Here is a 21,946-nt window from a genome sequence, read left to right as displayed (position 1 = left end):
TCGGAACGAGTGGCCGAAGGGACAGCATTCGTTAGGATCGGGCCATGGATACGGCCACCAGCGCGGCCCGCGCCCAGCAGGAACCCTTCCGCCCGCACCGCGTCGTGGTGCTCGCCCTCGACGGCCTGCTCCCCTTCGAGCTGGGCATCCCGCACCGCATCTTCGGCCGCCCCAAGGACGCCCTGGGTCGCCATCTGTACGAGATCGTCACCTGCTCGATCCGGCCCCCGGGCCCGGTGCAGACCGACGCCGACTTCGCCATCCAGGTCGAGCACGGCCCGGAAGCGCTGGCCACCGCGGACACCCTCGTCGTACCGGCGTCGTACGAACTCGGCCCGGTCTACGAGCAGGGCGTCCTCACCGACGAACTGGCCGCCGCCCTCGCCCACCTCCGCCCCGGCACCCGGCTCACGTCCATCTGCACGGGCGTGTACGTCCTCGCCGCCGCCGGCTATCTGGACGGCCGCCCCGCCACCACGCACTGGACCGACGCCGAGCGCCTCCAGAAGCTTTTCCCCAAGATCGAGGTCGACCCGGACGTCCTGTTCATCGACGACGGCGACGTCCTCACCTCGGCCGGCGTCGCGGCCGGCATCGACCTGTGCCTGCACATCGTCCGCCGCGACCACGGCACGGCGATCGCCAACGAGGTGGCCCGCCGCACCGTCGTACCGCCCCACCGGGACGGCGGCCAGGCCCAGTACATCCACCGCCCGGTCCCCGACCCGCAGCAGTCGTCCACGACCACGGCCCGCGCCTGGGCCCTGGGCCGGCTCCACGAGCCCATCCAGCTGCGCGACATGGCGGACCAGGAGTCCATGTCCGTACGGACCTTCACGCGCCGCTTCCGTGAGGAGGTCGGCGTCAGCCCCGGCCAGTGGCTCACCCAGCAGCGGGTGGAACGCGCCCGGCACCTGCTGGAGTCCACCGACCTGTCCGTCGACCAGGTCGCCCGGGACGCCGGATTCGGCACGGCCCAGTCGATGCGACAGCACCTACAGGCGGCGCTCGGGGTCACACCCACCAGCTATCGGCGCACCTTCCGCGCCGGAAGCCCCGACGACGCCCGGGTCCACGGCGGCACTTGAGACGTCAGCGCTTGAGACGTCCGCCCTTGAAGCGTCGGTGCTTGAGACGTCCGCACCTGAAGCAACGGCACTTGAAGCATCCGCACTTGAAGCATCCCGGCGCGCCTCTCCCCACCACCCGAGCGCCGTCAGCACCAGCGTCAGCTGCACTCCGGCCAGGATGGCCGTGGACGGCGCCACCACCTGGAGCAGACCGCCCGCGAGGGAACCCGTCGCCGCGTAGCCCGCGCCCGCGGCCGCGTACAGCACGGAGTACCCGGCGGCCAGGGCGCTTGGCGGCAGCGCCTCGCGCAGGGACAGGTTGCGGGTGATCAGCGCGCCCGACTGGAGCAGGCCCGCCAGGACGAGGGCGATCGCGATCCCGACCGCACCCGGTATCAGCGCGGCGAGGGACACGAAGACCGACATCCCGCACATCAGCACCACACTGCGCGCGCGAAGCCGCCCCGGCCACGACCTCAGCCCGTACAGGAACGCCCCGAGCCCCGCCCCCAGGGCCATGCCCGCCAGCATCGGCCCGGACCAGCCCACGCCGATGCCGCGCTGTTCGAGCAGGGCGGGCAGGGTGAGTTCGGACAGGCCCAGCAACGTGATGCTGGCCGCTCCCGTGACGTACACCGGCCACGCGCGTATCAACACGCGAGTCCTCGCCCGGCCTTCCTCCCCTTCCTGCTCCCCGTTCGACCAGCCGGCCGGCAGCGCCATCTGCCCCACGATCGACGACGCCATCAGGGCGCCCGCGAGCAGCAGCGGCACCCGTGGCGCCACCCCGAGGGCGAGTCCGGCGACCGCGACCGGGGACACGGCCCACACCCCGGACATCAGCATCGACTCGGCCGACAGCGCCTGCGGCACGGCACGCTCCGGGACCAGCGAGGTCAGCAGCGCCCGCTGCCCACCGGCGGTCGCGGCCGGCGCCGCACCGGCCAGGAACGCGAACGCCCCCAGCACCACGGGGTGCGCCCCGGCCAGCACCCCGAGCCCCGCGAACCCCACCACCCCGCCCGCGAGCCCGACGACCAGATGACGCCGGCCGCGCGCCGGGTCCAGCCGCATCCCGAGGACCGGGGCGGCGACGATCTCACCGAGCACATAGGCAGCCGCGAGCGTCGCACCCAGCGTGTAGCCGCCGGGCCGCTCCCGCACCAGGAACACCAGGGCCAACGGCGTCATGGCGACCGGGAAACGAGAGGCGACGGCGGTGCAGGCCCAGATCAGGACCTGCTTGGAGGCGACGTCTCGATAGCTCATGAAGACGACGGTAAGCGCCGCCACCGACAACCCGGCAGCCCATTTCCGGGCCTGTGGAAAACCCCGCCGGGCCACCTCAGAATCCCCAGACCGCGGGCCACTTCAGAACCCCAGCACCGCGGGCCACCTCAGAACCCCAGCACCGCGGGCCACCTCAGAACCCCAGCACCGCGGGCCACCTCAGAACCCCGGCACCGCCACCCGCCTCAGAAGGTCAGCACTCCCCGAGCCACCTTCCCCGCCTCCGCGTCCGCCACCGCTCTCTCGAACTCCTCGACCGGATACGTCTCGGTCACCAACTCGTCCAGCAGCAGCCGCCCTTGCCGGTACATCTCGGCGTACAGCGCGATGTCCCGCTGCGGACTCGACGACCCGTACCGGCACCCCAGGATCGACTTGTCCAGATACATGGAGGACACGACGAAGGAGGCCTCGGCACCGGCGGGCGGAACGCCCAGCAGGATCGCCTGCCCGTGCCGGTCGAGCAGATCGACGGCCGCCCGGATCAACTCGACGCGCCCCACGCACTCGAAGGCATGGTCCGCCCCCGTCGGCAGCAGCTCGCGCACCCCGTCCACCGACGTCAGGAAGTCGGTGGCCCCGAACCGCCGCGCCACGGCCTCCTTCGCCGGATTGGCATCGACGGCGACGATCCGCAACGCACCCGCGATCCGCGCCCCTTGCAGCACGTTGAGCCCGATGCCCCCCGTACCGATGACGAGCACAGTGTCCCCGCGGTCCACCTTCGCCCGGTTGAGCACGGCGCCCACCCCGGTCAGCACCCCGCACCCGATGAGCGCGGCCGAGGGCATGGGAATGTCCTTCGGGATCCGGACCACCTGCACGGCCTTCACCACGGTCCGCTCGGCGAACGCGGAGTTGGACGCGAACTGGAAGACGGGCCGCCCCTCTTGGAGGAACGGCTGCCCGGGCCGCCCGATCGCCTGCCGGCACATGGTCGGCCGCCCCCGGTCGCACTCGGCACACGTACCGCAGTTGGCCAGCGTGGACAGAGCCACATGATCCCCCGGGACAACATGGGTGACCCCCACACCCACAGCCTCGACCACCCCCGCCCCCTCATGCCCGAGCACCACAGGAACGGGAAAGGGTATGGTCCCGTCCACCACAGACAGATCGCTGTGGCACAACCCGGCCGCCGAGATCGCGACCAGCACCTCACCGGGCCCCGGATCCCGCACCTCAAGGTCGTACGCGACCTGGACCCGCTTCCCGTCGAACACCACGCCGCGCATCACACAACTCCCTTGGTTTCCCTGGGCAGCCCGAGCACCCGCTCGGCGATGATCGTGCGCTGAACCTGGTCGGATCCGCCGTAGATGGTGTCGGCCCGGGAGAACAGGAAAAGGTGCTGCGCCTCGTCGAGTTCGTACGGCGCCGAGGCCGACCACTCCACCGGCCCGACCCCCGCCGCGGCCCCCCGCACCTGCATCGCCAACTCGCCGAGCCGCTGATGCCAGCCACCCCACAGCAGCTTGGCCACGCTGGGCGCCCCGGCGTCCCCGGCCCGCCCCAGTGTGCGCAGGGCATTCCAGCGCATCACCCGCAACTCGGCCCACTGCCGCACCAGCCGCTCCCGTACGACGGGATCACCCACGGCACCGGACGTGACGGCCGCCTCCACGACCATCCCCAACTCCTGTGCGAACCCGATCAGTTGGGCGAGCGTGGACACCCCCCGCTCGAACCCGAGCAGACTCATCGCGACCTTCCACCCCGCCCCCTCTCCCCCGACGACGTGCTCCACGCGCGCGTGCGCACCGTCGAAGAAGACCTCGTTGAAGTCGCTGGTCCCGGTCATCTGCCGGATGGGCCGGACCTCGATCCGCCCCGGCTGGTCCATGGGCACGAGAAGGAAGGTCAGTCCATGGTGGCGAACCGACTCCGGATCCGTCCGGGCCAGCACGAAGCACCAGTCGGCCTCATGGGCCAGCGAGGTCCAGATCTTCTGCCCACTGACGCGATACGCCCCGTCCGAGGCCCGCTCGGCCTTCGTACGCACCCCCGCGAGATCGGACCCCGCCCCGGGCTCGCTGTACCCCTGACACCAGAGCTCCTCCCCCACGGCGACCGGAGGCAGGAACCGCGCCTTCTGCTCTTCGGTCCCGTGCGCAAGGAGGGTAGGGGCCAACAACTTCTCCCCAATATGCCCGGACCGCGGCGGCGCTCCGGACCGCGCATACTCCTCGGCCCAGACAACCTGCTGGGTGAGCGTGGCAACCCGATTCCCATACCCCCCCTCACCCCACCCGATCCCAATCCACCCGGCTTTCCCAAGGGTGCGTTCCCAAGCGCGGCGGTCTGCTGTGTCCGAGACATTGGCGCCGAGCCAAGCACGAGCCTCGCCCCGAAACGCCTCATCGTCGGCGGTGAATCCGAAGTCCACGGAACCTCCTAAGCGACGGTCAGGTCTCCAACCTCAGGGGCGCGGGGAACTGCGCGACCAGCCACAACAAACCCGCAGCCGCCCCACAACACATCCCCCCGAGTCACTAGGCGTTCGGCCGAGAACCATCCCGAGCCGCCTTCTCCATCGCCTCCACCCGAGCAAGCATCGGCATCGGATCCACCCCCACCGAGCCTGGCAATACCTCCGCGATCAACTCCGCCGTCCACCCGCCGGAGGCATACGCGGCCCGCAACTCCCGAGGCTGCGCCCAAACCGCGATCTTCGCCCCGGCGACGGTGTACACCTGCCCCGTAACCCCCTGCTCCCGAGCCGCCTCCGACAGCAAATACACGACCAGGGAAGCCACATCCTCCGGCTCACCGATCTCCGCCAACTCCACAGGAACATTGGCGGACATCCGCGTACGAGCCACCGGCGCCACCGCGTTGGCGGTAACCCCATACTTGTTCAAGCCCAGCGCAGCGCTCCGCACCAGGGAAATGACCCCACCCTTCGCCGCGCTGTAATTCGCCTGCGAAACCGACCCTTGATGATTCCCACTGGTGAACCCGATCAAGGTCCCCGACCGCTGTTTCCGCATCACCGCGGAGGCGGCCCGGAAAACCGTGAAGGTCCCTTTCAGATGAGTGGCGACAACGGGGTCCCACTCCTCCTCGGTCATGTTGAACAGCATCCGCTCCCGCAGGATCCCGGCGACGCACACGACCCCGTCGATCCGCCCGTACGCCGACAAGGCCGTGTCCACGACCCGCTGCCCGCCCGCCATCGTGGAGATGTCGTCCGCGACCGCGACCGCCTCTCCGCCCGCCGCCTCGATCTCCTTGACGACGGCCTGGGCCACCTCGCTGGTGGGCGACGCGCCATCCATGGACACGCCGTAGTCGTTGACGACGACCCGGGCACCCTGCGCTGCGGCCGCCAAGGCCACCGCCCGCCCGATGCCCCGCCCCGCACCCGTCACGGCGATGACCTTGCCTGCCAAGAAGTTCCCCATGCCCCGGCCCCTTCCCGCAGTTTCTGACGGTCCGTTAGATTCAAGTTGATTCTACGACCCGTCAGATACACGGAGACAAGCCCCGGGGAGGACTCATGTCACTGCCGGACTCGTTCCATGAGATCGCCAAGCGCGTGAACAACTGGGGCCGTTGGGGGTCCGACGACGAGATCGGCACCCTGAACCTGATCACCGACGACGTCGTCCGTGAGGCCGCCACCTGCGTCCGCACCGGCCGCCGCATCCCGCTCGCCCTGCCCCTGCAACAGGACGGCGTCCAGACCGGGATGATCCCCGGGCGCGTCAATCCCCTGCACGCCATGGTGCAGATCAACCAGGAGATCTTCGGCCCGGGGACCGTCGCCTGCAGCGACGACACCGTGACCATGGGCCTGCAGGCGGCCACTCACTGGGACGCGCTCACCCACGTCTCGCACTCGGGCCGGATCTACAACGGCCGCCCCGCCGCCACCATCACCCCGCACGGCGGGGCCGAGTTCAGCGGCATCGACAAGGCGCGGCACATCGTCTCGCGGGGCGTTCTGCTGGACGTGGCACGCGCGCGTGGCGTCACACGGCTCGACGGCGGGCACGCGGTCACCCCGGAGGACCTGGAGGCGGCCGAGGAACTCGCGGGCACGCGCGTGCGTGCCGGCGACATCGTGCTGGTGCGGACGGGGCAGATCCAGGTCTATCTCGCCGGCGACAAGCACGCGTACGGCTATCCCTCGCCGGGCCTGTCGATCCGTACGCCGGAGTGGTTCCACGCGCGCGATGTGGCGGCGGTGGCGAACGACACGCTCACGTTTGAGATCTTTCCGCCCGAGACGGAGGATCTGTGGCTGCCCGTGCACGCGCTCGACCTGGTGGAGATGGGGATGCTCCAGGGACAGAACTGGAATCTCGAAGAGTTGTCCACAGCCTGTGGACAAGAGGGCCGCTATGCGTTCCTGCTGTCGGCGATGCCCGAACCCTTCGTCGGCGGCACAGGGACTCCCGTCGCACCCGTGGCCATGCTCTGACGAGGTCGGCCGGCGGCGCGGCCCGACCGCCCCGAGCACGGCACCGCGCCGCCATCCGACTCGGCGCACCCTCCCCCACCGGTTCTCCGACTCCCCCAGCCCCGAGAGAACCGACGCCGAATCACGACCCACACTCGGCAAGGGCCTCCGTCACCGAAACCCTCGTCGTCCCCTCACGGCGAATCGCTGAACACAAGCGTGATCAACCGGACACGCGGCGTCAACACCCACTCGGGGATTTGTTACTTAAGCCCTATTTGTGGCAGGCGCGCACAGAAGCATGCCCGGGCGCACCGATATCGGCCCGAGCAGGAGGGACAGCGCTTTCTGCAACCGTGCATCGAATCCGACGGAATTGTCGCCAAGTGCGCCCGCCACACGGCCGTCACACCGCTTCGTACGCGAGCCCCTCGTACGCCGACGCCCCGCTCCCATAGGCGGAGGCGGACCCCTCCGACTCCGCGGCGCGGTCCAGTTCGCACCAGATCCGCTTGCCGGCACCCTCGGAACTCCAGCCCCACCGATCCGCGAGACCGTCGACCAGCGCGAGACCCCGGCCGCCTGTCGCGTCACCGTCGACACACCGGGGCACCGGCGCACGGCCACTGCGGTCGGCCACCTCAAGGCGTACGGTGGCGGACTCCTGGGCCGCGCCCGGCAGGGACAGCCGCAGCACGGCCGGACAACCGGTGTGCACCACGGCGTTGGTGACGAGTTCGGACACGAGCAGGATCAGCGTCTCGGCGAGCGGTTCGTCGGCCCCTATCCCGGACCCGGCGAGCCGCGAGCGGGCCCACCGCCGGGCTCGCCCCACCTCAGCGGGGTCGGGCCGGATCTCCAGCTGCACTTGAAGCACCTGCACCGCTCACACCATCCGAACCGGCGGACACATAGCCCCGCGCCTCACGAGGGCCACGATCCTAGCCATTTTTTTCATGGCCAGAACAATGGCCAAAGCCAGGGTCACGGAACGTGAATCCCTTAGCTGACAGCATGGTTGACGTACAGTCACCCCAACAAGCGCTTCGGGCATATTCCAGCGCGAAGGAGTACCCGTGCGGCATACTGTGCGACGCTTGTTGCGAGGAGTCGAACAGGCGGGGACAGAAGGCCATCCCGCCCTGCGAGCACCGGCGCGCACCGCCGGATCCGGGGCCGCCTCAAGGGCAACTCCGCCATGGCTCATGCTCGGAACCACTCGCATCTCACACAAGGTACCGGAGCGGACCGCCGACTCCAGGACGTGACGAGTCACGCGTAGGACACAACCCGATATCAACGCTCCGTAATTCCGGTATGCCACAATCCGCGACATCCATGCGGGCGCCGTCGGCGATGTCGCAGCCCAAGTCGCTTTAGGTCGAGTGTGCGAGAAGTTCACCGGCCAAACGCTCCTCACTCTCCGTAGCATCACCGGCACGGTACGTCCGCACCCATGCGCGCTTCAGATGCAGGTGGACCTCGAACTCCCAGGTGAATCCCATGCCGCCGTGCACCTGGAGACAGTCGCGGGCGCCGCGCACGGCCGCCTCGTCGGCGAGCAGCCGGGCCGCGTCGATGTCGAGCGGGTCACCGGTGACGGCCGCCGCGTAGACGGCCGTGCGAGCCGTCTCCGTCCGCACCAGCATCTCCGCGCACAGATGCTTCACCGCCTGGAACGCCCCGATCGGCTGCCCGAACTGCTCACGTGCCCGGGCGTGTTCCACGGCCAGCTCGCACGCGCGCGCGGCGGTGCCGAGCTGCTCGGCCGCGGTGAGGAGTACGACGACGGGGTCCACGTCGGCGGCCACGGGAACCCGGTGCAGGGGCGTCAGCGGGTCGACCGAACGCAGGGGTACGGCCCCCTCCGCGTCGCCCCGTACGACGTCCGCCTCCGTGAGCCACTCCACGAGGCCGTTGCCGGCCTCCGCCACGACCACCTCCCCGGTGGCCGCGCCCGGCACGTCCCCCGCTGCGAGGTGGGTGGCCACCAGCGGGCCCGGCAGCAGCGCGCGGCCCGCCTCCTCGAACGCCAACACCGTCTCGGGCAGCCCGAGTCCGACCCCGCCCGCCGCCTCCGGCAGCCGCAGCGCGAAGAACCCGGCGGCGCCGAGCTCGCGCCACAGCGCCCGGTCCAGGCTTCCGGGCGCGTCGACGGCGGCCCGCAGCGCCTCCGGTCCGAAGCGGCGCGCCAGCAGCTCCCGTACGCCGTCCCGCAACGCCCGCTGATCGTCGGTCAGTTGGAAGCGCATCCGTCATCGCCCCTTCGGCAACCCGAGAATCCGCTCGGCCACGATGTTCCGCTGGATCTGCGAGGTGCCGGCCGCGATGGTGTACGACAGCGAGGAGAGCCGGTCGAGGATCCACGGCCGGTCGAGGTCGAGGGAGTCCGGTCCCAGTACGTCGGCCGCCGCGTCGTAGAGCTCCTGGCGGGCGTGCGAATACCTCAGTTTGAAAGCCGAACCCCCTACGCCCGGTACCCCTCCCGTCCGTTCCGCCTCGCTCACGTTCCACTGCGTCAGCCGCCACAGCGCCCGGAACTCGGCGTTCAGCCGCCCCAGGCTCCGTCGCAGCACCGGGTCGTCCCAGCGCCCGTTCTTGCGGGCCTCACCGGCGAGTTCGCGCAGTACACGGCGGCAGGCGACGACCTCGCCCACGAAGGCCGTGCCGCGCTCGAAGGAGAGGGTCACCATCGTCACGCGCCAGCCGTCGTTCTCGTCCCCGACCCGGTTGGCGACGGGCACCCGCACCTCGTCGAGGAACACCTCGGCGAACTCGGCCGACCCGGCGAGGGTCCTCAGCGGCCGTACGGTGATGCCCGGCGCGTCCATGGGCATGGCCAGCCAGCTGATGCCGCGGTGCTTGGGCGCGGCTGGGTCGGTGCGCACCAACAGCTCGCACCAGTCGGCCACTTCGGCATGGGAGGTCCAGATCTTGGACCCGCTCACCACATAGTCGTCGCCGTCCCTACGCGCGCGCGTGCGCAGCGCCGCGAGGTCGGATCCGGCGTCCGGTTCGCTGAAGCCCTGGCACCAGACCTCGTCCCCGCGCAGGATCGGCGGCAGCCAGCGCGCCCGCTGCTCATCGGTGCCCTCGGCGGCGATGGTCGGCCCCGCGTGCAGCAGCCCGACGAAGCCGGCGCCCACATAGGGCGCGCCCGCCTTCTCGGTCTCCTCCAGGAAGATCAGCCGCATGGTCGGGGAGGCGTCCCAGTGGACGTCGGCGTACCCGGCGTCGTACAGCCTGCGCTGCCAGCCGAGGTCGTAGGCGCGGCGCCCCGGCCAGTCGTCGGGGGACGGCTTCGGCGGGAGCGCCGGGAGGGCCTGGCCCAGCCACTCCCGCAACCGCGCCCGGAACTCCTCCTCTTCGGGCGTGTACGTGAGGTTCATCCACCACCTGCCTGACGATCCGTCAGATTCATCCGCAGGCTAGCCCCGCACCCCTGGACCGACAAGGCACCGAGCTCTACGCTCTCCGCACGATCTGACACATCGTCAGCTATTGGGGGTTGTCGTGAACGACACCGCACACGCCCTGGGTTCCTCGCGCACGCTCTGGGAACTGGTCGCACGCCGTGCCGAACTGGCCCCCGACCGCCCCGTCCTCCTCCAGGACGCCCGCTCGCTGTCCTTCGGCGACCTACGCGCGCGTGCCGAGCGCGTGGCGGCCGGCCTGTACGACATGGGCGTACGCCCCGGCACGGTCGTCGCCTGGCAGCTGCCCACCCGCATCGAGACGGCCCTGCTGTCCTTCGCGCTGGCCCGCCTGGGCGCCGTACAGTCGCCGGTCATCCCGTTCTACCGGGACCGCGAAGTCGGCTTCGCGCTGCGGGAGTCGAAGGCGGAGTTCTTCGCGGTGCCGGGCCGGTGGCGGGGCTTCGACCACACCGAGATGGCGCGACGACTGGGCGCGAAGGGGATCTTCGAGGCGTACGACACCCTGCCCGACGGCGATCCGTCCGTACTGCCCGCGCCGCCCGCCGAAGGCACCTCCGTCCGCTGGATCTACTGGACCTCGGGGACGACGTCCGACCCCAAGGGCGTACTGCACACCGACCGTTCCCTGATCGCGGGCGGCTCGTGCCTGGCGCACGCGCTGCGGCCGACGGCCGAGGACATCGGGTCGATCGCCTTCCCGTACGCGCACATAGGCGGCCCGGACTACATGGTGATGCTGCTGCTGTACGGCTTCCCGGCGGTGATGTTCGAGCAGTTCGCGCTGCCGGACGCACTGGCGGCGTTCCGCGGGCACGGCGTGACGATCGCGGGCGGGTCGACGGCGTTCTACTCGATGTTCCTGGCGGAGCAGCGGGGGCAGCCGGGCGGCGGGAAGGTCGTCCCCTCGCTGCGGCTGCTGGCGGGCGGCGGGGCGCCGAAGCCGCCGGAGCTGTATCACGCGGTGGTGCGCGAGATGGGGGTGCAGCTCACCCATGGGTACGGCATGACCGAGGTGCCGATGATCACGATGGGGGCGCCGGACGACACCGCGGACAACCTGGCGACGACGGAGGGACGGCCGCCGCGGGAGATGGAGATACGGATCGTGGAGGGGGAGGTGCGGCTGCGCGGGGAGGCGGTGTGCCGGGGCTATCTGGACCCGGCGCAGACGGCGGTGGCCTTCGACGACGAGGGGTTCCTGCGCACCGGTGACCTCGGGTATCTGACCGACAGCGGGCATCTCGTGCTGACCGGCCGGCTCAAGGACGTGATCATCCGCAAGGGCGAGAACATCTCGGCCAAGGAGATCGAGGACCTGCTGCACCGGCATCCGGCGGTCGGGGACGTCGCGGTGATCGGGCTGCCGGACCCGGAGCGCGGGGAACGGGTCTGCGCGGTCGTGGAACAGCCGGCCGGCGCCGCCGGGAAACCGACCCTTGAGGAGCTGACCGCCTACCTGCGCGGGGAAGGGCTGTCGACGCACAAGCTGCCGGAGCAGCTGGAGGTGATCGACGCCCTTCCGCGCAACGAGACCCTGCGCAAGGTGCTCAAGTACAAGCTCAGGGAGCGCTACTCGGGAACCGTGAAGTAGCGGGCGAACGCGGTCACGATCTCGCTCTCCGCCACCTTGCCGTCGCCGTCCGTGTCGAGGCCGGCGGCGGCCGCCTGGGCGATGTCCTCCGCGACCCCGAGACAGCCGAGCACGCGCGCGGTGTCGGTGACGGTGGCGTATCCGTCACCGTCGGGGTCCGCCACGGCGAGGGCGCCGTGCAGGAAGGGGCGGGCGATCTCCGCGAACCGGTCCGGGTTGTCGCGCAGCCGCTTGACCGCGCCGTTCACGAACTCCTCGCGCGTGATGCGCTGGTCGCCGTCCCGGTCGGCGATCCCGGCCATGCCCTGCCAGAACGCCTCGGCCCCGATGTACAGGGCCTGGCCCTTGTCGGACCGGGCGGTGGTGCCGAACTCCGCCAGCAGCGCCTTGGCCGCCGAGCTGAAGTCCTCCCGGTCGATGTAGCCGTTGCCGTCCTGATCGAAGGTGGCGAACCGGGCGGCGATCTTGCGCTCGTACTCGCTGCTGACCATGTCTTATCGGGCCGCCTTACGTCACGTGGGGTACTTCTGGCACGGAGCGTACGACGCCCGGGGCCGTCCGGGCGCGCGAAAGCGGTGGTTGTGCCAAGACCGAGGGAATTTTGGGACAACGGTGTGGCACTTCGAGGGAAATGTGCGCGGCTCGGGGCAGGGGCACCTCAGGCCGACAGCGGCCCGGCATCGTCCGCGACCGCCGCAGCGACGTCCGGGTAGACCTCGAACAGCCTGCGCACTCCCAGCGCGCCCAGGACCCGGTTGACGTGCGATCCGTCCGCCGCGCCCTGTGCGGGGAGTATCAGCCGCAGGCTGCCCTGGCAGGAGCGGATCAGCCGGCGGGCGGCGATGAGGACGCCGACCCCGCTGGAGTCGCAGAACAGGACCTCGGAGAGGTCCAGGACGAGGCTGTGGCGCCCCTCGGCCACGACGTCATGGATGTGCTGACGCATCACCGGCGAGGTCACCAGGTCCAGCTCGCCCGACACCTGGAGCACGGCCCAGTCGCCCCGCTCGCCGCCGGTCACTTTCACCGTCACCACCACGCCCCTCGCTCGCCGGACTCGCCGAAACGGAAGCGACTCCTACGCTTCCTTGCAGCGCGGCTGCCCAGCGGCTGTTCCCTGAAACACCCTCCAAGAAACGGTCACCGATCAGAAGAGGCTTGTTTCCATCGCATTCGATCCTGTTCGATCAGGTCTGATCGCACTACGTCCGGGTAACCGAGCGGGTGCGAGGCCCTGGATCCCTCACCGGAGCCCCCTATCACGAGTGCGAGGTGCGTCACCAGCCATGGCTCTTCAAGGGGCGCACATTGCGACAAAGGGGCGTGCGCTGTCCGACGTGCCGACTACATTCGGGGAGACGACGGACGCACGCTGGACAGAACGGACCGGTGAGGGGGGCCGTATGGCGAAGAAGGACGCACCGCCCCGCTGGGACCGCAAGATGCAGCAGCGTCTCGTCCGCGGTGAGGCGGCCGCCCTCGGCGAGTTCTACGACCGGTTCGCCTCGCTGGTGCACGGCCTCGCCCACACCGTGCTGGGCGACGAGCGCGCCGCCGACCACCTCACCCGCGACGTCTTCGCCCATGTCTGGCAGCACCCGGAGACCTACGACCCCAAGCAGGGCCCGCTGCGCTCCTGGGTCGCCGCACTGACCCACCGCCTCGCCGTGCAGCGGCTGCGCGCCACCGAGACCGCCGCCCTCGTCCAGGCCGGCGGCCAGGGCTCCACCGAGGAACTGGAGCGCAAGGTGCGGCACGCCTCGGTCGCCGCCCGCGCCGACTACATCGCCCAGTCGATGCCCGTCCCGCTGCGCGCCGCCCTTGAGCTGGCCTATTTCCAGCGCCGCGACTACCGCCAGACCGCCGCCGACCTCGGCGTCACCGAGGACGAGGCCCGCCGCCGCCTCCGACTGGGCCTGCAACTGCTCTCCACGGCCCATGACGCCGGAGCCGCGCCGGGGGCGCCGCCGGGATACGGGGGCGCGGTGTGAACGAGGCGGGACGGTTCGAGGCGTACGACGAGCACGAGGGTCCGGGGGGACACGGAGGCCAGGAGGGACACAGGGGTGAGGAGCCATACGAGAACGGCCCCGGAGACACCCCGCGCGGAGCCGACCGCATGAGCGGCGGCAACGGCGGCAACGGCGACGACCGGCGCCCCGCCCCCGAGCCGAGCCCGGACCAGCCGCCCCGCATACCGCTCCCCCGCGCCTCCGTCGAGGACACCGGGCAGCCCCTGCCCGACCTGCGCCCGCAGGACCTCGGGGACCCGGCCCCGCGCCCGGCCCCGCTCCTGCTCGAACACCGGGTCCTGAAGTCGCTGCTCGGCGCGTGGGCGCTGGCCGCCTGCTCAGCGGACGAGACGGCGGCCGTGGAGGAGCACCTCGGCGACTGCGGTGCCTGCGCGGACGAGGCACGCCGGCTGCGCGAGGCGGTCGGTCTGCTCCACCCGCCGGAGACCCTCGACCTGGACCCGTCCCTGCGCACCCGCGTCCTGGAGGGCTGCCTGGAGCACCGCCCACCGCGCATCCCGGTGCCGGAGTGGGCGACGGCGTACGACGCCCAGACGGCCCGTCTCGACGCCCTGCTGCAGGACTTCGGCGACGCCGAGTGGCACGCGCCCGTGCGGCTGCGGTGGTTCGAGAAGGACGAGCCGACGAGCCGCCGTACGACCGTCGCCGGGGTCATCGCGCATCTGCTGACGGTCGACGGTCTCGTGGCGATCGCGCTGGGCCTCCAGGACCCGATGGGCGACGTGGCCGCGGACCACCCGACCCCGTCCGCGCGCACCGAGGCCTACTGGCGGGCCTCGCACTATCCGCCGACGCGCGCCGTACGGGCCCCGTGGCGCGAGCAGACCCACGACCTGGTCCGCACGGCGTCCTTCACGGGCGGCGGCACGGGCCGCCTCTCGGTGCCGTACGGCGACTTCGAACTGCCGCTGCACGACGCGATGCTGGACCGCGCCTTCGAGTGCTGGGTGCACGCGGAGGACATCGCCGAGGCGGTGGACTACCCGTACGAGCCGCCGTCCGGCCGCGACCTGCACAGCATGGTCGACCTGGCCGCCCGCATGCTCCCCACGGTCCTCGCCGCGCGCCGCCGAGCGGGGCTGGCGGCGCCGCCTCCCGGTGGCCCGCACCGTCACCTCGTCCCCGCGGGAGAGCCGGGCCGTAGCCTCCGGCTGGAGATCGAGGGCTCCGGTGGCGGTCAGTGGCTGATCCCCCTGGACTCCCCGGCGGCGGTGGGCTCCGCGGAGCATGAGGTGGCGCATGTCGCCCTGGACGGCGGGGAGTTCTGCCGCCTTGCCGCGGGCCATGTGTCTCCGACGGAGGCGGCGGCGGGGCAGGTGGGTGATCGGGAGGCGATCAGGGATGTGCTGTTCGCGGCGGCGAGTTTGAGCCGGATGTAGGGGCTGGTTGCGGATTCACGGGCGGCTGCGGGTAGTTCGTGGTTGCTCGCGCAGTTCCCCGCGCCCCTGGAGGTCGGCCCACTGGGCCTACCTTTTCAGGGGCGCGGGGAACTGCGCGACCAGCACCCACACCCGCAGCCGCCCTCGAAACAACAACCACCCGAGCTACTAGGCGAACACGACCGTCCGCCGCCCGTTCGGCAAAATCCTCCGCTCGGCATGCCACTTCACGGCCCGCGCCAGCGCCTGGCACTCCACATCCCGCCCGATCGCCACCAGCTGATCCGGCGTGACGCCATGCCCCACCCGCTCGACCTCCTGCTCGATGATCGGCCCCTCATCGAGATCGGCGGTGACGTAGTGAGCCGTGGCGCCGATCAGCTTGACGCCCCTGGCGTGAGCCTGGTGATACGGCTTCGCGCCCTTGAAGCTCGGCAGGAAGGAGTGGTGGATGTTGATGATCCGCCCGCTCAGCTGCTTGCACAGGTCGTCCGAGAGGACCTGCATGTAGCGGGCCAGCACGACCAGCTCCACGCCCTCCTCGCGCACGAGCTCCAGCAGCTGCGCCTCGGCCTCGGACTTGTTGTCCTTGGTCACCGGGATGTGGTGGAAGGGGATGTCGTACGACCCCACGAGCTCGGCGAAGTCGGTGTGGTTGGACACCACGGCGGCGATCTCCACCGGCAGCGCGCCGATACTGGCGCGGAACAACAGGTCGTTCAGGCAGTGCCCGAACTTGCTGACCATCAGCAGGACCCGCATCTTCTCCTCGGCCCGGTGGATCTGCCAGTCCATATGGAAGGAGTCACCGATCGCCGCGAAGCTCGCCCGCAGCTTGTCCACCGTCACCGGCGACTCCGCCGAGAAGTGGACGCGCATGAAGAACAGTCCCGTGTCGTGGTCGCCGAACTGCTGGCTGTCCTCGATGTTGCAGCCGGTCATGAAGAGGTAGCTCGACACGGCGTGCACGATGCCCTGCTTGTCGGGGCACGACAGGATGAGGACGTACTGCTCGGCGCGGACCGCGGCTCGGGTGGACTGCTCGTTCATGCAGCACAGGGTCCCATATCCGACCCCCGCGGCGGACAGCCGTCCCGTTACGCGGACCGCGTCATGATCCGCAGCACCTCCAGTGTGCTCGGCGGGGTGTCGGGTTCCTCGCCGTCGGCCATGGCCATCCGGACATGCGCGTCCCGCGCCGCCCGCACCGCCTCCGGCCACCCCTGGTGCTCCATGTACGCGGAGACGGGCGCGTCCGGGCCGACCTGGTGCATGATCCGCAGCACCCGCAGCACGGCGGTGTCGACGAGCGCCGCCTCCTGCGAGTCCCGGAATATCGTTCCGACGTACTTCTCCGCGGACCAGTTGTCCAGCCAGGTGTCCTCGACCAGGCGGTAGACGGCGTCCGTGACGTCGCCGTACCCGTCGACGCCGGCCAGCCAGACGTCCCGCTGGAACACCTGGTCGGAGAGCATGTGCAGCGCGGAGCGCACATTGCTGCGCCAGCGCCACCACGGCATGTCGTTGAGTGGCATGCCGCCCATGGTGGATGAGCGACGGCCGCGACGGGAAGAGCTATCCGAACCTTGCACGGTCATCGATCGTACGTTCTCCTTCACAAGCGCCTCACCGGCCCCCGTAATTCACCTTCTGGTCACCTGTTGATCACCATGGGTCACGCCCGGGTTTGTTGTGTGGCGGAATCGTGCGTGTCCATGACCGGCAGGCCTCGCACACGCAGCACCTACCTCCCCGCGATCACCAACCGGCCCGCGAGAGCAGCGGCTCGCTCTGCGGCCGCCCTGGTGGTGTGTGCGTCGCTCGCCGTCGGATGCGGCGTCATCCCCGGTGCCTCGGGGGGTTCCGGGGATGACCCGATCACCGTCATGACCTGGGCACCGCAGAACACCAAGGCCACCAACAAGCCCGGTGTGCCCGCCTTCGCGCAGGCGTACGCCCGCTGGATCAACGCCCACGGCGGCCTGGGCGGCCGCAAGCTGAAGGTCCTCACCTGCAACGACCACAACGACAGCGTGGCCGCGGCGAAGTGCGCCGACCGCGCGGTCGAGGAGAACGTCGTCGCGGTCCTCGGCTCCTACAGCCAGTACGGCGACACCTTCCTGCCCTCGCTGGAGGGCGCCGGCATCCCGTACATAGGCGGCTACGGCGTCACCAACTCCGAGTTCACCAGCCCCCTCTCCTACCCCGTCAACGGCGGCCAGCCCACCCTCCTGGCGGGCCTCGGCAAGGAACTGGCCGGCCGATGCGGCCCCGTCGCCCTGGTACGCCCCGACAGCATCGCGGGCGACGAGCTGCCGCCCCTGCTCGACTCCGGCCTCAAGGCGGGCGGGCACAGCGTCTCGGGCGACCAGCTGGCCGAGGAGGACGCCACCGAGTACGGCAGCCAGTCGGTGCGGGCCCTGGCCTACGCCACCGACGACCTGTCGGACACGGGCTGCGTGGTGCCCGCCCTCGGCGACCGCAACAGCACCTTCATGGACTCCTTCCGGCGGTCCCGCGGGGACTACCCCGACGTGCGCACCGCCACCGTCCTGGGCAGCGTCGACCAGACGGTGATCAACGCGACCGGCGGGGCGTCGAGCCCGTACGAGGGGTCGTACATCACCGGCTGGTACCCCGTGGCGAGCGATCCGCGCTGGGACGCCATGAAGAAGGTGATCAGCGAGCAGGCCTTCGGCGACAACCGCATCGATCCCGCGGACGCCGGTGTGCAGACCACATGGATCGCGTACACGGTGTTCAAGAAGGTCGTCGAGTCGCTGGACGGCGGCGAGGTGAACGCCGACTCCGTGCGCGAGGCCCTGAACGACGGCCTGAAGGTCTCCACGGGCGGACTGACCCCCACCCTGCAGTGGAAGTTCCAGGACGTCCTTGCCTCCGTCGGCTTCCCCCGTCTGGTCAACCGCAAGGTGACCCTTCAGGTCGTACGGGACGGCCGGCTGGTGGCGGCCCGCAAGGGCTTCATCGACGTGACGAAGACGCTGCAGAACGCCGACCTGAACTGACCGCCCGGGCCCCGCCCCCCGGTCCTGCCCGGACCTGCCCTACAGCTGGGTCGGCTGGCGCTCGGTCAGGCCGTACTTCTTGGCGATCGTGTTCCACAGCTGCGCGGCCGACTTCTTCTGCTCGCTGGCGGTGCCGCTGGCGCGGTTGCCGGCCTGGGTCTGGCCGGTGGAGCGGGCCTGGCCCTTCCTGCACAGCTTCTTGTTGCCGGCGACCTGGTCGGCCCACGCCGCGTAGTGGTTGTCGGCGGACGCCGATGCCTGCCACGCCTTGGTGAGCGCGGTGGTCAGCTCGGTGTGGTTCGGGAGCTGGTCCACTTCGATCTTGGACAGGTCGGTGACCAGCTGGTTGCGCTGCCCGGCCGCAGCCCGCAGGTCCTTGGCGGCCTGCGCGAGGTTGCTGCAGGACTTCACGTCGGCCACCGCGTTGATCACGGCGGTACGGCTGTCCCCGCTGTCGGCGAGGAGCTTGTCCAGGGCGATCGCCTGCTGCTCGGCCGGGTCGGCGGACGGCGAGGAGGAACCCTCCGTCGCCGGGGCCGTGGCCGCGGCGGGCCTGTTCTCGTCGCTTTTCTTGTCGTCGTCGCCCCCACCGGCGAGCAGCGCGCCCGCGCCGATGCCGAGCACGGCGATCCCGACGCCGACGGCGGCGATGAGCGGCACCCGCGAGCCCGTACGACCGCCGCGGCGGCCCCGGCCACCGTCGTCACCACCCGGACCGTAGGGGCTGTGCGGGTCGTTCGGGCCGGGCGGGAAGTACGCCGCCCCGGGCCGGCCCTGCTGCTGCGGTTGCGGCTGCTGGAAGCGGGGCAGTTGCTGGGTGGCCGCGGCCGGGGGCTCGCCGCCCGGCTCACTGCGGAAGAGGTTGTCGAAGTCGGAGAGCGGCTGCCGCTGCGCACCGCCCTGCGGCATCCCGCCCGCCTGACCGGGCACCGGCGGGATGTACCGCGTGGCCTCGGCGTCGGGCCCGGACGAGGGCGGCATCGGCCCGGCACCGCCGCCCGGCCGGACCCGCCCCAGAATCTGGGTGCTCTCATGGGACACCTCGGGCGGCAACGCGCCCGGCCCCACCGGCGGGATGTACTGCGTAGCGCCCTCGGACGCGGAGGGCGCAGGCGGTGCGCCGGCCGCACCGACGGGCGGTATGAAGCGGGTGGCCTGGTCGTCCGCACCCGAAGGGGCGGCACTGACCGGCGGTATGTACTGAGTGGCGCCTTCGTCGGCAGGCGGCAACGGAGCCCCGAAGCCACCCGCACCGGCACCGCCGTGCGGGAGGAGCGCGTCGGAGACGCCGTGCGCGGCGGGCGGCAGCGGCGCACCCCCACCCGGAGCGCCGTAAGCCTGCCCACCCCCGGGCGGCAGCGGCGGGTTGGAGCCGGCGTGCGGGGACTGCGGCAGCGCGCCCGGGCCACCCTGCTGGGCAGGCGGCAGCGCACCACCGGGGCCGGGAGCACCGTACGTCTCCCCGCCGGCAGGCGGCAGCGACGTCGAAGACGGACCGCTCTGCCCGTACGGCGGCTGCGGCGCGGGCAGCGGCGAACCGGCCGGGGCGCCATGTCCGTACGACGGCATGCTCGGCGGCGCACTCTGGGCACCCGGCACACCCCCGCCGTACGCCCCGCCTTCCGGCGGCAGCGGCTGGGTCGGTATGCCCGCGGCGCCCTCCGGCGCGGCGCCCCACGGAGACGGGGCCGGTGCCTGCGGCTGGTACGACTGGTCCTGCCCGCTCCAGGGCTGACCGGGCTGTGCTCCCCAGGCCTGGCCCGGCGCGGCGGGCGGCGGGGTCGGGGGTTGGTCGGGTCCCCACGGGGTGCCCCAGGCCTGGCCGCCGGGCGGCGCCGAGGGCGGGGGTGCGGTCGGCGGCGTCGCCGGTATCGGCGTCGGCTGGCCCGTCATGCCCGGCAGCAGCGGTTCACCGCCGTCTGAGGGCAGCACGATGCCTTCGCGCGCTTGCCGCGCCGCGGGCTCCTCGCCCTGTCCACTCTGCGCCACCGGGACTCCTACGAATGGGGGACCTTCGGAATCGTCGGCTCACGCTACCGGGTCCCACGTTCCGGCTGCTACGCGGCCAAGGACGTGACCTGCGTCCCTGTGACCGCGGTAACAGCAACGTCCCCCAATCCGCTGTTAAGCCCCTCCCTTCACGCCGGCGCCTTCATTTCCCTGCCGTTCACGCCGTCGTACCCCCTGGTTTCATGCCGCGGCCTGAAGGTCCAGCCGGGCCCCGAACTCCCTTACCACCGGCTCGTCCCGGAACGGCTCCAGCCGCTGCTGGAAATCCTCCAGATACTCGGCGCCCCGGTTGGAGCGGAGCGTCTCCAGGAGTTCGACGGCCTTCAGCCCGGTGTGGCAGGCCTGCTCGACCTCGCGCTGCTGGACCTGTGCTGTGGCGAGCAGCACATAGCCGATCGCCCGGCGCCGCGCCTTGGTCTCCGGGAGCCCGGCCAGCGACTCCTCCGCGCGCCGCGCCGCCGCCTCGGCCTGGCCGAGGTCACGGTGACAGTGCGCCAACTCGTCGGCGAGATAGGCCTCGTCGAAGTGCGCGATCCACGCCGGGTCGTCCCCGGACTCCGGCTCAGCCGTCTCCAGCGCGGTCACGGCCCGCCCGGACGCCACCTGGGCGGCCCGCGCGTCCCCCATCAACGCATGCCCTCGCGCCTCGGCCGCGTAGAACATCGCCTCCGCGCGCGGGGTCACGCGCCCCCGCGCCCCTTCCTGCGCCGCCCGTGCCAACTGCGCGATCTCGCGCGGGTTCCCGAGCTGCGCGGCGAGGTGGCTCATGGAGGCGGCCAGCACATACCCGCCGTACCCCCGGTCGCCCGCCGCCTGCGCCAGCCGCAACGCCTGGATGTAGTACCGCTGCGCGAGCCCCGGCTGCCCGGTGTCGACGGCCATGTACCCGGCGAGCTCGGTCAATCGCGCGACGGCGGCGAAGAGTTCCCGCCCGATCGCCTCCCGGTACGACCCGGCGAGCAGCCCGGACACGACACTGTTCAGGTAGTGCACGACGACCGGCCGCACATGCCCGCTGCCGTACTGGTGATCAAGGTCTACGAGCGCCTGCGTCATCGCGCGCACGGCCGCCACGTCGGACTGCCCCACCCGCGGCCCCGCCGAGCGCGCCACCTGCGAGTCCGGCGACGAGATCAGCCAGTCCCGGCTGGGCTCGACCAGCGCGGACGCGGCGACGGACGAGCCGGACAGGAAGTCCCGCCGCCCGACGTCGCTGCGCCACAGCTCGCAGACCTGCTCGATGGCCCCCAGTACCGTCGGCGAGAACTGGAGACCGACGCCGGACGCGAGATTCTTGCCGTTGGCCATGCCGATCTCGTCGATCGTGACCGTACGGCCCAGTTTGCGGCCGAGCGCCTCCGCGATGATCGCCGGCGCCCGTCCCCGCGGCTGCTGTCCTCGTAGCCAACGGGCCACGGATGTCTTGTCGTAGCGCAGATCGAGGCCGTGCTCGGCGCCGCACATATTGACCCGGCGGGCCAGCCCGGCGTTCGAGCAGCCCGCTTCCTGGATGAGCGCCTGCAGCCGTTCGTTCGGCTGTCGCGCGACGAGAGGCCTAGCGGCCATGGCGTACCCCCTGTGGCTGCGGTGCCTGCCCACGCACCGAGTTGACGTTCTTCCGCCGGCCGACTCCGGCCCGGAGCACCCGCGGTGCACCGAAAGGAACCGGCCGTGAAGATCAATGCCCCGTCGGCATACCGAAAAT

Annotated in this window: 19 protein-coding genes; 6 read left to right on the top strand and 13 right to left on the bottom strand. The window is 71.2% G+C overall.

What is annotated here, in order from left to right:
- Positions 1-44 precede the first annotated feature (44 nt).
- Positions 45-1,088: a GlxA family transcriptional regulator gene (locus tag ACIA8X_RS27460; RefSeq protein WP_399459323.1), complete on the top strand. Its 1,044-nt coding sequence runs from the start codon at positions 45-47 to the stop codon at positions 1,086-1,088.
- Here the strand turns inward: ACIA8X_RS27460 and ACIA8X_RS27455 are convergent.
- The 4 genes from ACIA8X_RS27455 to ACIA8X_RS27440 all read right to left on the bottom strand — a co-directional run bounded on the left by ACIA8X_RS27455 (position 996) and on the right by ACIA8X_RS27440 (position 5,764).
- Positions 996-2,339, bottom strand: coding sequence for an MFS transporter (locus tag ACIA8X_RS27455; protein ID WP_399459322.1), 1,344 nt, complete (start codon positions 2,337-2,339; stop codon positions 996-998). The two genes, ACIA8X_RS27460 and ACIA8X_RS27455, sit on opposite strands and share 93 nt — an antisense overlap.
- A gap of 206 nt (positions 2,340-2,545) precedes the next feature.
- Positions 2,546-3,595: an alcohol dehydrogenase catalytic domain-containing protein gene (locus ACIA8X_RS27450; protein ID WP_399459321.1), complete on the bottom strand. Its 1,050-nt coding sequence runs from the start codon at positions 3,593-3,595 to the stop codon at positions 2,546-2,548.
- The gene (locus ACIA8X_RS27445; RefSeq protein WP_399459320.1) at positions 3,595-4,746 is read right to left on the bottom strand and encodes an acyl-CoA dehydrogenase family protein; all 1,152 of its coding nucleotides are present in this window, start codon (positions 4,744-4,746) and stop codon (positions 3,595-3,597) included. Before ACIA8X_RS27445 ends, ACIA8X_RS27450 begins: the two co-directional genes overlap by 1 nt.
- A gap of 106 nt (positions 4,747-4,852) precedes the next feature.
- Positions 4,853-5,764 carry an SDR family NAD(P)-dependent oxidoreductase gene (locus ACIA8X_RS27440; RefSeq protein WP_399459319.1) on the bottom strand — a complete coding sequence of 304 codons (912 nt, stop codon included), beginning with the start codon at positions 5,762-5,764 and terminating at the stop codon, positions 4,853-4,855.
- Positions 5,765-5,859: 95 nt separating this feature from the next.
- Here ACIA8X_RS27440 and ACIA8X_RS27435 point away from each other — a divergent pair, with 95 nt between their 5' ends.
- The gene (locus ACIA8X_RS27435) at positions 5,860-6,786 is read left to right on the top strand and encodes a cyclase family protein (protein ID WP_393452840.1); all 927 of its coding nucleotides are present in this window, start codon (positions 5,860-5,862) and stop codon (positions 6,784-6,786) included.
- Positions 6,787-7,171: 385 nt separating this feature from the next.
- On the opposite strand, the gene ACIA8X_RS27430 is transcribed toward ACIA8X_RS27435, so the two are convergent.
- From ACIA8X_RS27430 to ACIA8X_RS27420, 3 genes are all read right to left on the bottom strand, one after another.
- Positions 7,172-7,633 carry an ATP-binding protein gene (locus ACIA8X_RS27430; RefSeq protein WP_393453094.1) on the bottom strand — a complete coding sequence of 154 codons (462 nt, stop codon included), beginning with the start codon at positions 7,631-7,633 and terminating at the stop codon, positions 7,172-7,174.
- Positions 7,634-8,141: 508 nt separating this feature from the next.
- Complete coding sequence (locus tag ACIA8X_RS27425; RefSeq protein ID WP_399459318.1) at positions 8,142-9,017, bottom strand: acyl-CoA dehydrogenase family protein; 876 nt, start codon at positions 9,015-9,017, stop codon at positions 8,142-8,144.
- A gap of 3 nt (positions 9,018-9,020) precedes the next feature.
- Positions 9,021-10,154: an acyl-CoA dehydrogenase gene (locus ACIA8X_RS27420; protein ID WP_399459317.1), complete on the bottom strand. Its 1,134-nt coding sequence runs from the start codon at positions 10,152-10,154 to the stop codon at positions 9,021-9,023.
- 124 nt (positions 10,155-10,278) lie between these two features.
- On the opposite strand from ACIA8X_RS27420, the gene ACIA8X_RS27415 reads away from it, so the two are divergent.
- A complete protein-coding gene (locus tag ACIA8X_RS27415; RefSeq protein WP_393452831.1) occupies positions 10,279-11,793 on the top strand; it encodes a class I adenylate-forming enzyme family protein in 1,515 nt (504 codons plus the stop codon).
- Here ACIA8X_RS27415 and ACIA8X_RS27410 read toward each other — a convergent pair.
- On the bottom strand, positions 11,772-12,284 hold the full coding sequence (locus ACIA8X_RS27410) for an EF-hand domain-containing protein (protein ID WP_393452828.1): 513 nt from the start codon (positions 12,282-12,284) through the stop codon (positions 11,772-11,774). The genes ACIA8X_RS27415 and ACIA8X_RS27410 overlap by 22 nt on opposite strands.
- Positions 12,285-12,451: 167 nt before the next feature.
- Positions 12,452-12,832 carry an STAS domain-containing protein gene (locus ACIA8X_RS27405; protein ID WP_093904510.1) on the bottom strand — a complete coding sequence of 127 codons (381 nt, stop codon included), beginning with the start codon at positions 12,830-12,832 and terminating at the stop codon, positions 12,452-12,454.
- 364 nt (positions 12,833-13,196) lie between these two features.
- Here ACIA8X_RS27405 and ACIA8X_RS27400 point away from each other — a divergent pair, with 364 nt between their 5' ends.
- The gene (locus ACIA8X_RS27400; RefSeq protein ID WP_393452825.1) at positions 13,197-13,784 is read left to right on the top strand and encodes a sigma-70 family RNA polymerase sigma factor; all 588 of its coding nucleotides are present in this window, start codon (positions 13,197-13,199) and stop codon (positions 13,782-13,784) included.
- Positions 13,781-15,205, top strand: a complete 1,425-nt coding sequence (locus ACIA8X_RS27395) for a maleylpyruvate isomerase N-terminal domain-containing protein (RefSeq protein ID WP_399459316.1) — start codon at positions 13,781-13,783, stop codon at positions 15,203-15,205. The genes ACIA8X_RS27400 and ACIA8X_RS27395 overlap by 4 nt, the downstream gene beginning before the upstream one ends.
- A gap of 168 nt (positions 15,206-15,373) precedes the next feature.
- Here ACIA8X_RS27395 and purU read toward each other — a convergent pair whose 3' ends face one another.
- Together purU and ACIA8X_RS27385 are read right to left on the bottom strand one after the other, a co-directional pair.
- Complete coding sequence (gene purU / locus ACIA8X_RS27390; protein WP_393452819.1) at positions 15,374-16,255, bottom strand: formyltetrahydrofolate deformylase; 882 nt, start codon at positions 16,253-16,255, stop codon at positions 15,374-15,376.
- Positions 16,256-16,302: 47 nt separating this feature from the next.
- Complete coding sequence (locus ACIA8X_RS27385; RefSeq protein ID WP_393452816.1) at positions 16,303-16,803, bottom strand: hypothetical protein; 501 nt, start codon at positions 16,801-16,803, stop codon at positions 16,303-16,305.
- Between the two features lie 117 nt (positions 16,804-16,920).
- Between ACIA8X_RS27385 and ACIA8X_RS27380 the strand changes: the two genes are divergently transcribed.
- On the top strand, positions 16,921-18,231 hold the full coding sequence (locus ACIA8X_RS27380; RefSeq protein WP_393452813.1) for an ABC transporter substrate-binding protein: 1,311 nt from the start codon (positions 16,921-16,923) through the stop codon (positions 18,229-18,231).
- Positions 18,232-18,270: 39 nt separating this feature from the next.
- Here the strand turns inward: ACIA8X_RS27380 and ACIA8X_RS27375 are convergent, their stop codons facing one another.
- Positions 18,271-20,220 carry a hypothetical protein gene (locus tag ACIA8X_RS27375; RefSeq protein ID WP_399459315.1) on the bottom strand — a complete coding sequence of 650 codons (1,950 nt, stop codon included), beginning with the start codon at positions 20,218-20,220 and terminating at the stop codon, positions 18,271-18,273.
- A gap of 201 nt (positions 20,221-20,421) precedes the next feature.
- Positions 20,422-21,807, bottom strand: a complete 1,386-nt coding sequence (locus ACIA8X_RS27370) for a transcriptional regulator (RefSeq protein ID WP_393452807.1) — start codon at positions 21,805-21,807, stop codon at positions 20,422-20,424.
- Positions 21,808-21,946: the final 139 nt, after the last annotated feature.

Origin of the sequence: Streptomyces sp. NPDC051738, from assembly GCF_044453205.1 — a bacterium.
Lineage (GTDB): Bacteria > Actinomycetota > Actinomycetes > Streptomycetales > Streptomycetaceae > Streptomyces.
Note: the sequence above shows the minus strand (reverse complement) of the source record. Positions and strands in the feature narration are given on the sequence as shown.